This window comes from Myxococcales bacterium (assembly GCA_016717005.1).
Taxonomy (GTDB): domain Bacteria; phylum Myxococcota_A; class Polyangia; order Haliangiales; family Haliangiaceae; genus UBA2376.
In genome coordinates, this window is record JADJUF010000039.1 from 301,712 (window position 1) to 315,868 (window position 14,157).

12 protein-coding genes and 1 pseudogene are annotated in these 14,157 nt (G+C 75.7%); 10 read left to right on the top strand and 3 right to left on the bottom strand.

What is annotated here, in order from left to right; genetic code table 11:
* Positions 1-343: 343 nt before the first annotated feature.
* Both IPL61_32320 and IPL61_32325 read right to left on the bottom strand, forming a co-directional pair.
* Positions 344-1,327, bottom strand: a complete 984-nt coding sequence (locus IPL61_32320) for a hypothetical protein (GenBank protein ID MBK9035885.1) — start codon at positions 1,325-1,327, stop codon at positions 344-346.
* Between the two features lie 59 nt (positions 1,328-1,386).
* A complete protein-coding gene (locus IPL61_32325; protein MBK9035886.1) occupies positions 1,387-2,967 on the bottom strand; it encodes a hypothetical protein in 1,581 nt (526 codons plus the stop codon).
* A 63-nt stretch (positions 2,968-3,030) separates the two neighbouring features.
* Between IPL61_32325 and IPL61_32330 the strand changes: the two genes are divergently transcribed.
* The 6 genes from IPL61_32330 to IPL61_32355 all read left to right on the top strand — a co-directional run bounded on the left by IPL61_32330 (position 3,031) and on the right by IPL61_32355 (position 7,959).
* Positions 3,031-3,558, top strand: a complete 528-nt coding sequence (locus tag IPL61_32330) for a hypothetical protein (protein ID MBK9035887.1) — start codon at positions 3,031-3,033, stop codon at positions 3,556-3,558.
* On the top strand, positions 3,558-3,953 hold the full coding sequence (locus IPL61_32335) for a hypothetical protein (protein MBK9035888.1): 396 nt from the start codon (positions 3,558-3,560) through the stop codon (positions 3,951-3,953). The genes IPL61_32330 and IPL61_32335 overlap by 1 nt, the downstream gene beginning before the upstream one ends.
* Before the next feature lie 52 nt (positions 3,954-4,005).
* Complete coding sequence (locus IPL61_32340; protein ID MBK9035889.1) at positions 4,006-4,521, top strand: peptidylprolyl isomerase; 516 nt, start codon at positions 4,006-4,008, stop codon at positions 4,519-4,521.
* Complete coding sequence (locus IPL61_32345; protein ID MBK9035890.1) at positions 4,514-4,834, top strand: hypothetical protein; 321 nt, start codon at positions 4,514-4,516, stop codon at positions 4,832-4,834. Before IPL61_32340 ends, IPL61_32345 begins: the two co-directional genes overlap by 8 nt.
* A 108-nt stretch (positions 4,835-4,942) precedes the next feature.
* On the top strand, positions 4,943-6,595 hold the full coding sequence (locus tag IPL61_32350; GenBank protein ID MBK9035891.1) for an FAD-binding oxidoreductase: 1,653 nt from the start codon (positions 4,943-4,945) through the stop codon (positions 6,593-6,595).
* Between the two features lie 5 nt (positions 6,596-6,600).
* The gene (locus IPL61_32355; protein MBK9035892.1) at positions 6,601-7,959 is read left to right on the top strand and encodes a cytochrome P450; all 1,359 of its coding nucleotides are present in this window, start codon (positions 6,601-6,603) and stop codon (positions 7,957-7,959) included.
* Positions 7,960-7,990: 31 nt separating this feature from the next.
* On the opposite strand, the gene IPL61_32360 is transcribed toward IPL61_32355, so the two are convergent.
* Positions 7,991-9,310 carry a cytochrome P450 gene (locus tag IPL61_32360; protein ID MBK9035893.1) on the bottom strand — a complete coding sequence of 440 codons (1,320 nt, stop codon included), beginning with the start codon at positions 9,308-9,310 and terminating at the stop codon, positions 7,991-7,993.
* 289 nt (positions 9,311-9,599) lie between these two features.
* Between IPL61_32360 and IPL61_32365 the strand changes: the two genes are divergently transcribed.
* The 4 genes and pseudogenes from IPL61_32365 (at position 9,600) to IPL61_32380 (ending at position 12,546) form a co-directional block, all read left to right on the top strand.
* Positions 9,600-10,580, top strand: coding sequence for a threonylcarbamoyl-AMP synthase (locus tag IPL61_32365; GenBank protein ID MBK9035894.1), 981 nt, complete (start codon positions 9,600-9,602; stop codon positions 10,578-10,580).
* On the top strand, positions 10,573-11,064 hold the full coding sequence (gene purE / locus IPL61_32370; GenBank protein MBK9035895.1) for a 5-(carboxyamino)imidazole ribonucleotide mutase: 492 nt from the start codon (positions 10,573-10,575) through the stop codon (positions 11,062-11,064). Before IPL61_32365 ends, purE begins: the two co-directional genes overlap by 8 nt.
* A 14-nt stretch (positions 11,065-11,078) precedes the next feature.
* Positions 11,079-12,203, top strand: coding sequence for a 5-(carboxyamino)imidazole ribonucleotide synthase (locus IPL61_32375; GenBank protein ID MBK9035896.1), 1,125 nt, complete (start codon positions 11,079-11,081; stop codon positions 12,201-12,203).
* Positions 12,204-12,273: 70 nt separating this feature from the next.
* Positions 12,274-12,546, top strand: a pseudogene (locus IPL61_32380) (FHA domain-containing protein).
* Positions 12,547-14,157 lie beyond the last annotated feature (1,611 nt).

Genomic DNA, 14,157 nt, shown 5'->3' on the forward strand with positions numbered 1-14,157 from the left:
CGCGTCCGGCGCCCGGCCGCGCCGCCCCGCGGCCCGGACACGGATCGGGATCGGGATCGGGATCGGACGGATCGATCGGGACGGGATCGATCGGGACGGATCAGGATCGGGATCGGGATCGATCCGGATCGATCGGGATCCGGATCGGATCGACGATCGATCGATCGGGATCGGATCGGATCGGATCCGGGATCGGACGGGATCGGATCCGGATCGGACGGACCGGATCGGGATCGGGCCCGGATCGGATCGATCGGATCGGTCGGGCCCGGCCGCGAGTCGCCGGCCCGGCCGTCGCCGCACCCGCGGGCCACCCGGCCCCGCGGCCTGGGCCGCCGCCCCGCTACGGCGTCAAGGTCGTCGCGATCGTGAGCGTGGTGGCGGCCTTCACCACCACGTCCCGGCGCGCGGTCACCGGCGGCGACCAGGTCGGTCCGTCGACGCCGACCGCGGTCGCCAGCGGCGGCGACCACGTCAAGAGCACGTAGGGCCCAGCCGGCACCGCGTCGAGCAGGAACCGGCCGCGCTCGTCGGTGAGGACGTGGTACGGGTGGGCCGCGCCCATCAGCCACGCCGGCGCCTGCCCGGGGGCGGCCAGGCGCAGCGGCCCGGGCCGGTCGACGGCGAGCTCGACGCGCCCGCCGGGGTCGAGCGGCACCACCTCGTCGCTGACCGCCGACGCCGTCAGGTCGACCGCCGCGCGCAGCCGGCTCTCGATCGTCACCACCGCCGGGACCGGGCCGACCAGCTGGATCGTGGGCGCCAGGCCGCAGCCGGTCGCGGTCACGACCGCCGGGGTCTGCGCGAACCCCAGGCGCCCGCGCTCGATGCGCTCGAGGTAGACGACCGCGCCGACCACGGGCGCGCCGCTGACCGCCACCCGCGCCAGCGCGCACCCCGGCGGCCAGGCGACGCCCGCGCTGGCGCCCCAGCGGACCTCGCCCTCGATCACGCCCAGGTCCCCGACCCCGCCCGCCTGGTAGCTCGGCGGGCGCGGCGCGCTCCAGCTGCCCAGCGCCCCGGCCAGGCCGCCGCCGTAGCCGAACCCGCCGTAGCCGAACCCGCCGTAGCCGAACCCGCCGTAGCCGTAGCCGGCGAAGGCCAGCGGATCGTAGTCGGCGCCGCGCTCGAACCGATCGCGCGCGACGAACTCGTCGCCCCCGCCGGCCTCGTCGTCGGCGCCGCTCAGCTCGAGCCGCCCCGACAGGCGCGCCAGGATCCCGACGCCGTCGTCCTCGGGCGTCCCGGCCGGCGCCAGCGGCGGGCTCGCGGACGGCCGACACGCCGCGACCGCGACCGCGATCGCCACGATGGAGGGCCCGCGCACGCAGCCAGTGTGCAACGGCCCCGGCGTCGATTCAACCCGGCCTACGGCGCGCCGCCGGCTCACGGCGGCGGGCGGCGGGTCGTGAAGTAGGTGTCGACCATGGTCGCGACCAGCGTCAGGAACGCGCGCGCGTCGCTGACGCTGATCGAGGTCGCGAACGCCAGGCGCCGGCCGGTGCGCTGGATCGACAGGCCCTTGATCGCGTTGAGCGCGCCGGCCTGGCCCAGGGCCAGCGCGGTCCAGCGATCGCCCAGGATCTCGACGCGCAGGCGCTCGATCAGATCGGCCGCGGTCGCGGCGGCGCCGTCGTCCGCGAACCGGACGTTGCCGCGGACCAGGAAGCCGCGGGCGTCGAGCTCGAGCGTGACGGTGACGCGATCGGGGCCGGGCAGATCGCCGCCAGCGCCGTACGGGATCGGCAAGGTCGCCGGGAAGATGCCCGACGCGGTCACCATCAGCGCCGGGCCGGTGGGCTCGCCGGCCTCGGCCTCGATCGCCGGCACCCGCGCCAGCCAGCGCGGCACCGCGGCCGCCGGCGCCTCGACGTCGAGCGCGCCGGCCCGGGCCGCCAGCAGGCCGCCGAGATCGCCGGGCTGCGCCAGCGCGGTCCAGCCCAGCTTCCACTGCAGGAACACGCGGCGATCGCCAGGGAACACCCGCGGCGCGCGCGCGCGCCGCCCCAGCGCGCCGCCGACCACCGGGGCCCAGGCCACCGGGCCGTCGTCGGCGTCGAGCAGGTCGCGCAGCGCCGCTGGGGTCGCCCGCGCCCGCACGATCAGCGTCGTCGCGACGGCGTCGCTGGGCTCGGGCGTCGAGATCGCCAGGGTGTCGAACACGTCGGTCAGCGCGACGCCGGTGCCGCCGACCAGCGACCGGTAATCCGGCATCGGCGCGAAGACGCTGTCGACCCGCGGCGCCCACTCGGTGTCGCGCAGGCGATCGAGCCGCACCAGCACGCTGACGACGTGGCCGGCGGGGAAGAACGTGCGCAGGTCCGCGGCGGTGCCGGCCGACGGCCGCGCGGCGACGTCGCCCGCGCCGTCGGCCCCGGCGGTCACCGTGCCGCCGTCGAGCCCGGCCGCGGCCACCTGCCCGCCATCGGCGCCCGCGCCGCCGTCCGCGGGGTCGCTGGCCACCGCGGCGCCGCCGTCGGCCCCGCCGTCCCCGGCGAGCGCGACCTGTCCACCGTCGACCCCGCGGTCGCCGCCGAGCGCGACCAGCCCGCCGTCGACCCCGCCGTCGCCGTCGTCCGAGGCCAGGTCAGCGACCATCGGCACGGCGTCGACGTCCGCGTCGAGCCCGGCGTCCAGCCCAGCGTCGGCGCGCCGCCGCCGGCGGGCGTCGATCGGCTCGGCCGCGTCGGCCAGCTCGGCGTCGACCCCGGCGTCGGCCAGCCCGATGCCCGGCGGCGGCGGCGGCTCGGGCACCAGCGCGCCGGGATCCACGGTCGGCGTCGGCGGCGCCACCGCGGCCAGATCCTCCTGCTCCGGCGCCAGCGCCTCGGCCTTGGGCGGCGTCGGCGCGATGTCGATCGCGAAGCTGGGCGGCGTCCGCACCCGCGGCGGCCGCGCCCCGCACCGCAGCCCCCACAGGCTCAACAGGTGCAGCGCGATCGAGGCGACCAGGGCCACGCGCGTCACCCGGGGTCGGTCTGTGGGCGTCTGCCGTTCCACGAAGGCTCGCCTGGGCAGTAGCATCAGCGCATGGGCGAGTCCAGGCGCGACCCGAACGGCGCGGCGCACCCGCTCGCGCCCGACGCCATCGCCTACGTCGCGGCCGCCCGCGCCACCGCCCACACCTTCTACGCCGGCGTGCGGGTGCCCCACCGCAGCTGCGGCATCGCGATCGCCGAGACCTTCGGCCTGGCGACCGCGCCGTACCAGGCGCTGCGCCGCGGCGGCATCACCGGCGCCGGGGCCTGCGGCGCGATCCGCGCCGGCGAGCACGTCCTCGGCGAGGTGCTGGGCGACCCCGATCCGACCGGCGCGGTGACCGACGCCCTGCGCGCGGCGATGACCTGGTACCAGGCCGCCGCCGCCACGATCGATCGCGGCGGCGCGCCCGACATCGTCTGCGCCAACCTGGTGCGCCCGCTCGGCGACTTCGCCGGCCCGCGCCGCCAGGCCTTCTGCACCAACCTGGCGGCCCAGGTCGCCGCCCTCACCGCCGAGGCGCTGTGCCGCTTCGGCGCCGCCCGCCCGCCCGTCACCATCATCCCCGAGGAGGCCTGATGCCGCTCAAGAAGGAAGCCGTCACCGCGGTCGTCGCCGAGGCGTCGAAGAAGATGAGCGACCCCAACTACGCGGCCGTGATGGTCGGCGGGTTCGTCCAGACCCAGACCGCGCTGACGCAGTTCATCAGCGCCCACGAGGACGAGCTCGGCGGCGCCGACGCGATCGTCAACGTGGTCTTCCACGCCGCGCTGATCGGCGCCGCGTTCCACCGCGGCACCGGCCGGGCCCCGCGCATCGCCAGCTTCGACGACCTCGACCGCGCCAGCGGCGGCGATCCGCTGGCGCTGCTGGCCCAGGTCCAGCCGTTCGTCCACGGCTTCATCGACGAGAACGTCACCGACCCCGAGGCCAAGAAGGTGCTGGCGCTGATCGCGCTGGTGTTCGATCGCTAGCGGCGGCGCGCCGGCCGGTGTCTTTGGCCAGAGGTCATGTTAGGAACGGGCCATGGCGAACCCGACCGCGACCTTCGAGACCTCCATGGGCACCTTCTCGGCCGAGATCTATCTCGACCAGATGCCCGTCACCGCCGGCAACTTCATCAAGCTGGTCAAGCACGGCTTCTACGACGGCCTGCACTTCCACCGCGTCATCGCGAACTTCATGGTGCAGTTCGGCTGCGAGTACTCCAAGGACCCGAACAGCCCCCGCGCGGGCACCGGCAACTCGCCGTTCGGCCGCATCACCGACGAGCACCCGGCCGCGCACAAGCTCTCGAACGCGCCGGGCACGCTGTCGATGGCCAACACCGGCCAGCCCAACTCGGGCGGCGCGCAGTTCTTCATCAACACCGTCGACAACGCCCGCCTCGACTGGTTCTCGCCGGGCCCGTCCAAGCACCCGGTCTTCGGCAAGGTCACCGGCGGCCTCGACGTGGTCAAGCAGATCGAGACCGCGCCGACCAACCAGAGCGATCGCCCGCGCACGCCGATCAAGATGATCAAGGTCACGATCAGTGAGTAGCCGCGTCGCCGCGCTCGCCGCGCTCGCGGTGATCGCGTGCGGCGCCAAGGGCGGGGGCGTCGACCCGACCGCGGCCCGGTGCCAGCCGCACCGGACCCGGGAGCTGGCGTGCGCCGACGCCGAGACCGGCAAGGCCCTGATGCTCGTCGGCGACATGTGCCAGAAGGTGCTCAACGGCAAGAACCCGGGCATGTTCGGCGCCCGCGCCGTGCAGCGGATGGAGGCCGAGCTCGCGTGCGCCACCGCGCACGCCGACTGCGCCAGCTACGTCGCGTGCAAGGACGCGCTCGACGAGCGCGCCGCGGACGACTAGCGCCGCGCGCCGGGTCCCGTCGGCGCGGCCGGCCGCGGTCCGCACCGAGCCCGACATCGGGCCTGGGCGCTTCACGCGCGCCGCGGCCGTGGCGTACGCTGATGGACGATGAGCCGGGTGAGCGCCGCCGTGATCGAGGAGCTCCGCGCCGTCGTCGGCGGCGCCCACGTCCGCACCGAGCCCGCCGAGCTCGCGCCCCACAGCCGCGACACCGGCCCGTGGCGGACCGTCGGCGCCGCGCTGGTCGAGCCGGCCACGACCCTCGAGGTCGCCGCCGTGCTCCGGGTCGCCAACCGCGAGCGGCTGCCGGTCTGGACCTTCAGCGGCGGCTGGAACTGGGGCTACGGCGCGGCGATGGGCCTCGACGACGGCGCCCTCATCCTGCACCTGCGCCGGATGGACCGCGTGCTCGAGGTCAACCGCGAGCTGGCGTACGCGGTCGTCGAGCCGGGCGTGACCCAGCAGCAGCTGCGCGATCACCTCGACGTCCACGCGCCCGACCTGTGGTCGGACTGCACCGACTCGACGCCGCGCGGCAGCGTCCTCGGCAACGCGCTCGAGCACGGCGTCGGCTACGGGCCCGACTGTGATCACTTCGGCGCGCTGTGCGGGCTCGAGGTGGTCCTCGCCGACGGCACGGTCGTGCGCACCGGCGGCGGCCCGCCGGGGTCGACCACCTGGCACCTGCACCGCTGGGGCACCGGCCCCAGCCTCGACGGGCTGTTCGGCCAGTCGAACCTCGGCGTCGTGACCCGCGCCGGCGTCCACCTGACGCCGCGGCCCGAGGCGTTCCGGCTGGTGCTGCTCGAGCTCGACCGCGACGACGACCTCGGCGACGTGATCGACGTGGTGCGCGACCTGACGCTGCGCGGGATCCTCCGCGCCAACTTCCACACCGTCAACGACGTGCTGTTCGCGGCGGTGCTCGGCCCGTACCCGCGCGACCTGCTCGCGCCCGGCGCGACCCGGCTGACCGACGACGGGCTGCGCGCGCTGCGGGCGCGGCTGCAGATCACCCCGGCCAGCCTGACGCTCGGGCTCTCCGGCACCCGGGGCCAGGTCGCCGAGCAGCGCGCGCTGCTGCAGCAGCGCCTGGCGCGGTTCGGCAAGATCTCGGTGGTCGGCCCGACGCTGGCGGCGCGGCTGCCGGGCCTGGCCACGCTGCTCGAGCGCGCCGGCGCCACGCTGGGCGAGCGCGCCGGCGCGCGCCTGGCCGGCCTCACCGGCCTGACGCCGGCCAAGCTGCGGACCACGGCCAACGTCTACCGGTTGCTGCAGGGCATCCCGGGCGAGCGCGTGCTCGGCTTCGCCTACTTCAAGGCCCGCGGCGCGCGCCCGGAGCGCGACGTCGACCCCGCCCGCGACGGCGCCGGCATGATCTGGGCGCCGGTCATCCTGCCGCTGACCGGCGCGCACGTCCGCGCGGTCGCGGCGCTGGCTCGGCCGGTGTTCCATCGCCACGGCTTCGACTACGCCAACACGTTCATCTCGATCAGCGGCCGGGCGACGATGTCGCTGATGCCGATCTTCTTCGACCGCGACGACGCGGACGAGACCGCCCGGGCCCAGGCGCTGCAGCAGGAGCTGTTCGCGCTGACCCAGGCCGCCGGGTACCCGCAGTACCGCACCGGCCACGGGCTCCACCGCGTGATGTTCGACGACGCGCCCGGCTACCGGGCCGCGGCGCGCGCGATCAAGCGGGCGCTCGATCCCAACGGCATCCTCGCGCCGGGCCGCTACGGCCTCGACACGGAGGGGTAACCGCGATGGTCCGGCATCCACCCGCGCCGGCCGGGCTGCCCGGCCTCGGTCACCTGCTCGCGATGCGCAAGGACCCGCTCGGCCTGTGCGTCGCGATGATGCACCGCCATGGCGGGCTGGTGAGGCTCGACCTCGGCCGGCGCCCGGTCTACCTCGTGACCCACCCCGACCTGGTGCAAGAGGTCTTGCAGCAGCAGCACCGCAGCGTGACCAAGCAGACCTTCGGGATGGCCCAGCTGGCGCTCGTGGTGGGCAACGGCCTGCTGACCAGCGACGGGGAGTTCTGGCGCCGCCAGCGCCGGATCGCCCAGCCGGCGTTCCACGGCCAGCGGCTCGCGGGGTTCGCGGCGACGATGGTGCAGGTCGCCGAGGACACCGCCCAGCGCTGGGCCGGCACGGCGGCGGCCGGCGCCGAGCTCGACGTCAGCCGCGAGATGATGGCCGCGACCTTGAGCATCGTCAGCACGACGCTGCTCGGCACCGATCTGCGCACGTCGGCGACCGAGGTGGTCGACGCCCTCGACTTCCTGTTGCTCGAGGTCCGTCGGCGCATGATCAGCCCGTGGCTGCCGCCGCTGGCGGTGCCGACGCCGGCGAACCGGCGGTTCCGGCGGGCCCGGGCCACGCTCGACGCGCTCCTGGGCGAGCTGATCGCCGCGCGCCGCGCCGGCGCCGCCCGCGGCCAGGATCTGCTGCAGATGCTGGTCGACGCCGTCGACGATCAGACCGGCGAGCCGATGACCGCCGCGCAGCTGCGCGACGAGGTCGTGACGATCTTCATCGCCGGCCACGAGACCACCGCGAGCGCGCTGGCGTGGACCTGCTACCTGCTGGCGCTGCACCCCGCCGCGCGCGACCGGGTCTGGGCCGAGCTCGACGCGGTCCTCGGGGGCCGCAGCCCGACCCTCGGCGATCTGCCAGCGCTGCCGTTCCTGGGCCAGGTCCTCGACGAGTCGATGCGCCTGTTCCCGCCGGCGTGGCTGATCGCGCGCCAGACCGCCGCCCCGATGGTGGTCGGCGGCTTCGACCTGCCCGCGGACCACACGATCCTGCTGAGCCCGTACGCGGTCCACCGCGCGCCGGCGTTCTGGCCCAACCCGCTGGCGTTCGATCCCGATCGCTTCGCGCCCGCGCGGGTCGCGCACCACCACCGCTTCCAGTACATCCCGTTCGGCGCGGCCACGCGCATGTGCATCGGCAAGGGCTTCGCGCTGGCCGAGTCCAAGCTGATCCTCGCGACGATCTTGCAGCGCTACCGGCTCGACCTGGTCTGCGACCGCCCGGTGGTCCCGCAGCCGGCGGTGACGTTGCGGCCCCGCGACGGGATCTTCATGACGGTGCACGCGCGCGCCGCGGCGGGCTAGCCGCGTCCGTCGCCCCACGCGCGCTGGCGCGCTACCGCCCGCGCGGCTCGACCCAGACGCCGCCCTTGGGCCGCAGCGTCATCAGCGGCTCCATCTCGATCGGCGCCGGCTGCGCCAGGCGGAACTGGAAGCGCTGGGCCCAGGTCGCGAGGATCAGCTGGGCCTCGACCAGCGCGAAGTGGTTGCCGATGCAGACCCGCGGGCCGGCGCCGAAGGGCAGGTAGCCGGGCCGGCGGGTCTTGCGGTCGCCGCCGAGGAAGCGGTCGAGCTGGAAGGTCAACGGATCGTCGAAGTACGCGGCGCGGCGCTGCATCGCGACGACCGAGATCGTGACGATCGAGCCGGCGGCGATCGCCACGCCCCCGATCTCGACGTCGCGGTCGGCCTGGCGCGCGATCGTGTGCGCCGGCGGGTACAGGCGCAGCGTCTCCTCGAGGATCGCCATCGCGACCGGCAGCCGCGGCAGGTCGTCGTAGGTCGGCGCCCGCCCGGCCAGCACGCCGTCGAGCTCGGCGTCGAGGCGCGCCCGCGCCGCCGGCTGGGTCGCGAGCACGTACCAGACCCACGCCAGCAGGTTCGCGGTGGTCTCGTGGCCGGCCAGCATCAGCGTCATGATCTCGTCGCGCAGGTGCTGGTCGCTCAGGCCGGTGCCGTCGTCGTCCTTGGCCTGCAGCAAGATCGACAGCACGTCGCCGCGGTCGCCGCCGGCCGCACGCCGGTCGGCGATCACGCGCAGGACGACGTCGTCGAGGCGCGCCACGGCGGCCAGGCCGCGGCGCCGACCCGGGGTCGGCCAGCCGATCGGGATCGCCGACAGCACCGCCTTGAGGATGTACTCCATGGCGTCGGTCAGCGCGTCGCCGACCGCGCGCGCGTCGCCGGCCAGGTCGGCGTCGAACAGCGTGCGCCCGACGATGTCGAGCGTCGTCGTCATCATGCGCTCGGCGATGTCGAGCATCGCGCCCGGGCGCACCTCGGCCGCGTGCGCGGCGGCGCGCTCGGCCATGACCGCGGCGTAGCCGGCCATGCGCCGGGGCGTGAACGCCGGCGCCAGCAGCTTGCGCGAGCGCCGGTGGAAGTCCTTCTCCGCGGTCAAGAGGCCGTCGCCGAGCAGCGGCTTGGCCACGACCGCCAGGCCCGGGCCCTTGATGAACGCGTCCTCGTGCTCGACCAGCACCTCGTGGGCGAGGTCGGCGTCGGTGATGATGTAGACGGTGCGGTTGGCGACGCGGGTCCGGGTGATCCCGGCGTCGGCCATCCGCATCTGGAACCCGAGCCGATCGCGACGGAACTCGAAGAGCTTGCCGACCAGGGGCAGGCCCGGCTCGACGCGCAGGGTGACGGCGGTCATGGGCCGGACTATGGCGCGGCCGCCGCGCGCGCGCGACGCGATACGAGCGGCCACCGCGAAGTCAGCTTCAGGACCTGTGACTCGATTCGCGAGCACCGGTCCGCGCGCCGGGCGTCTCGCGTCGTGGGTGCGGGCCTCGTCGAGCCTCGCCCCCGAGCTGCTGGCTCGGCCTGGATGGGACCTCGGACGTCGGAGCGCCCCTGCACCTGCTTGGGTTCGGCGCACAACCCGCTGGAACTCAGCTCAGGCATTGCGGCCGGGCGGCGGTTCCGGCGAAACTGCCGCCCCCATGCGCCTCGGTGCTGACATCGCCCACGCCGCGCGCGTCCTCGCTGACGGCGGCCTGGTCGCGTTCCCGACCGAGACCGTCTACGGCCTCGGCGCCGACGCCACCAGCCCGGCCGCGGTCGCGCGCATCTACGCCGCCAAGGGCCGCCCGACCACCCACCCGGTGATCGTGCACCTGGCCTCGGCCGACGAGCTGGGCGCGTGGACCGACGACGTGTCCGACGCCGCGCGCGCGCTCGCGGCCCGGTTCTGGCCGGGCCCGCTGACGCTGATCGCCCGGCGCGGGCCGCGGGTCATCGACGCGGTCACCGGCGGCGCCGCCACGGTCGGCCTGCGCGTGCCGTCGCACCCGATGGCCCTGGCGCTCCTGCGCGCGTTCGGCGGCGGCATCGCCGCGCCCAGCGCCAACCGGTTCGGCTCGGTCAGCGCCACGACCGCGACCCACGTCGTCACCGATCTCGGCGCCGCGGTCGACTACATCCTCGACGGCGGCGCCTGCGCGATCGGCGTCGAGTCGACGATCGTCGACGTGTCCGGCCCGCACCCGGCGCTGCTGCGCCCCGGCGGCGTCCCGCGCGCGGCGATCGAGGCGTTCCTCGGGCGGCCGCTGGCGCTGCCGTCGGCGACGCCGGCCCCGGGCACGCTGGCCTCGCACTACGCCCCGAGCGCGCGGCTGGTGCCGGTGGCGCCGGGCGATCTCGGCGCCGCGTGCGCGCTCGCGCCCGGCCCGGTCGGCGCGCTGGCGCCGGCGTCGGTGATCGCCGCCGCGGCGCTGCCGTCGTCGATCAACGTGGTCGAGCTGCCCGACGAGCCCGAGGCCATGGCCGCGCGGCTGTACGCGGCGCTGCGCGAGCTCGACGCCCTCGGCGTCGCGACGATCGTCGCGTCGGTGCCCGACGCGGTCGGCCTCGGCGAGGCGATCGCCGATCGCCTGCGCCGCGCCGGCGGACCACGCAGCCCGGGAGGCGACTACGATGACTGAGCAGGCGGCGCCGGTGGTCGGCATCATCATGGGCAGCAAGAGCGACTGGGCGACGATGCGCCTGGCCAGCGAGACCCTGACCGAGCTGGGCGTGGCCCACGAGTGCAAGATCGTGTCCGCGCACCGGACGCCCGACCTGCTGTTCGACTACGCCGAGGCCGCCGAGGACCGCGGCCTGCAGGTGATCATCGCCGGCGCCGGCGGCGCCGCCCACCTGCCCGGCATGTGCGCGGCCAAGACCGCGCTGCCGGTGCTGGGCGTGCCGGTCCAGTCGAAGGCGCTGTCGGGGCTCGACTCGCTCCTGTCGATCGTGCAGATGCCCAAGGGCATCCCGGTCGGCACGCTCGCGATCGGCGAGGCCGGCGCGGTCAACGCCGCGCTCCTGGCCGCCGCGATCGTCGCGCGCGGCGACGCCGGCGTGCGGGCGCGGGTCGCCGCGTACCGCGCGGCCCAGACCCAGCGGGTGCTCGAGGATCCGCTGTGAACCGGACGCCGCCGCTGCTCCCGGGCGCGACGATCGGCGTCCTCGGCGGCGGCCAGCTCGGCCGGATGATGGCGATCGCGGCCCGGCGCATGGGCTACCGGATCTGCGTGCTCGATCGCGACCCGCGGTGCCCGACCGGCCAGTTCGCCGACGACGTCGTGATCGGGACGCTCGACGATCTCGACAGCGCCCGGTGCGTCGCCGAGCGCTCGGCGGTGGTCACGCTCGACACCGAGCACGTCCCGGCCGAGGTGCTGCGCGCGATCGCCGAGGTCGCGCCGGTGCGGCCGGGGCCCGCGGTGCTGGCGACGATCCAGGATCGCGCGGTCCAGAAGGCGTTCCTCGACCGCCTCGGCCTGGCCCAGGCGCGGTGGTCGACGTTCACCGACGACGCCTCGCTCGAGGCCGCGGTCGCCCGCGTCGGCGCCCCGGCGATCATCAAGGCCCGCCGGGCCGGCTACGACGGCAAGGGCCAGGCCCGGTTCGAGGCCGCGGCCGACGCGGTCGCCGCGTGGCACCGGATCGGCAAGCCGGCGGCGACGGTCGAGGAGCTCGTGCGCTTCGCCCGCGAGATCTCGGTGGTGCTGGCGCGCTCGACCACCGGCGAGATCGCGATCTACCCGATCGCCGAGAACGTCCACCGCCGCCACGTGCTGCACACGACCCGCGCGCCGGCGATCATGGCGCCGGGGCAGCAGGCCGCGGCCGAGCGGATCGCCACGACGATCGCCACCGCGCTCGACCACGTCGGCGTGATGGCGGTCGAGCTGTTCGAGCTGCCCGACGGCGCGCTCTACGTCAACGAGATCGCGCCGCGCACCCACAACAGCGGTCACTACACGTACGGATCGTGCGCGACCTCGCAGTTCGAGCAGCACATCCGGGCGGTGTGCGGGCTGCCGCTGGGCTCGCCGCGCCAGCTCACCGGCGCGGTGATGGTCAACCTGATCGGCGATCTGTGGGCCAACGGCGAGCCGCACTGGCAGCACGTGCTGGCCCGACCAGAGGCCCGGCTCCACCTGTACGGCAAGCTGCACCCGGCCCGGGGGCGCAAGATGGGTCACGTGCTCATCCTCGACGACGACCCCGACCGCGCGCTGGCCGGCGTCGACGAGCTCTTGGCCCAGGTCGCGTCGTAGCCCCGAGCCCACAATCGCCCGTCCCCGACCGCGCGACGCCGATGGCCCCGTGGTAGTTTCGGCCTCGGGCATGCCCACCCTGCTCTATTGCGACGTCGATGGCGTCGATCGCACGTACGAGCTCGGCTCGGAGCCGGTGGTCATCGGCCGCGCCGCCGAGTGCGCGATCCGCAGCGACGACCCGCGGATGTCGCGCCAGCACGCGCGGATCACCTTCGACGGCCAGTCGATCTGGGTCGAGGACCTCGGCAGCGCCAACGGCGTGTTCGTCGGGCGCGATCGCGTGAGCGTGGCGGCGCTGCCGAGCGGCGAGGTGGCGCTGGTCGGCAGCCTGCTGATCCAGGTGCTCGGCGCCCAGGGCGCGCTGCCGCCGACCGGCGGCGTCCACGCCCAGCTCTCGCACTGGCTGGCGATGGAGCGCAAGGCCCGGGCCGCGATCGAGGAGGAGCGCACCGCGCTGGCCAAGCGCGTCGGCGAGCTGATCTCCGAGATGAACACCCAGGCCCGCGCGGCCTCGAACGAGCTGACCGCGGTCCTGCTCCAGCGCGACGAGGCCATGGGCCGCGCCGAGCGGCTCGAGGACGACGTCGGCAAGCTCGAGGACGAGCTGGTCGTCGCGCGGGCGACGCCGCGGCCCAGCGCCGACGACAAGGCCGCCCGCGACAAGCTCGGCGCCGCGCAGGTCGAGCTGGCCCAGCTCAAGGACCGCGCGCGCGAGCTGCAGCGCGAGGCCGAGGAGGCGGAGGAGCGGTTCGGCGAGGCGACCGCCGAGCGCGATCGCGTGCGCGAGGAGCTCGACGCCACCGCCGCCGAGCGCGATCGCCTGGTCGCCGAGCTCGAGGCGGTGCGCGCCGCGCACGAGGAGGCGGCGAGCGAGCAGGTCACCGCGGTCACCGGCGTCCAGGCCCAGGCGGTCGCGCTGGCCGTGACCGCCGAGCGCGACCGGCTCGTGGCCGAGGCCGCGGCCGAGCACGCGCGGCTGGTGGCCGAGACCGACGCCGAGCGCGTGCGGCTGCTGGCCGAGGCCGCGACCGAGCGCGAGCGGCTGATCGCCGAGGCCGCGGCCGAGCGCGACCGCGCGCAGAAGGCCAGCGCCCTCGAGCGCGACAAGCTCGTGGCCGAGGCCACCGGCGCCCGCGATCGCGCGCTGGCCGAGCAGAAGTCGCGCCACGAGGCCGACCTCGCGGGCCTGCGCAAGGACATGGCGCGGCTCAACGACGAGCTGCTCGTGGCCGAGACCCAGGCCGGCGTGATGGTCGCCGAGAAGCAGGCCGCGGCCGAGCGCCGGATCTCCAGCCTCGAGAGCGAGCTGAACGCTGCCCGCCGCGCCGGCGGCGCCGATCGCCTGGCCGAGGCCGGCGAGAAGGTCGCCGCGGCCGAGGCCCGGATCGCCGAGCTGACCGCGCAGCTGACCGACGTGCGCACCCGCGCCGGCGAGGCCGAGCGCCGCGCCACCGAGGCCGATCAGCGCGCGATCGCCGCCGACGAGCGGATCACCTCGGCGCTCGAGCGCGCGTTCGCGGCCGAGGGGCGCGTGGCCGAGTTCGAGGCCCAGGTCGCGCAGTCGGGCGAGCGCGGCGGCGACGTCGAGGCCCAGCTCGGGGCGGCGTCAGCCTCGGCCAAGGCCGCCGAGCAGCGCGCCGACGAGCTCGAGCGCCAGCTGGGCGCGGCCAAGGCCGAGCTGTCCGCCGCCGAGGAGGCCCGCGCGGCGCTCGAGGCTCGCGCCGACGAGGCGGACCTGGCGATCGGCCGGCACGCCGCGGTCAGCCGGCAGCTCGAGGAGGCGCTGGCCAAGCTGGCGTTCGCCGAGACCGCGATGCGGGCCAAGACCAGCGGCCAGGCCACCGCCGACGGCGAGCTCAAGGCCGCGCTCGAGCGCCTGGCCGCGACCGAGAGCAAGCAGCGCGCCGCCGAGGAGCGCGTCGCCGCGCTGACCCGCGACCTGGCCGCCGCG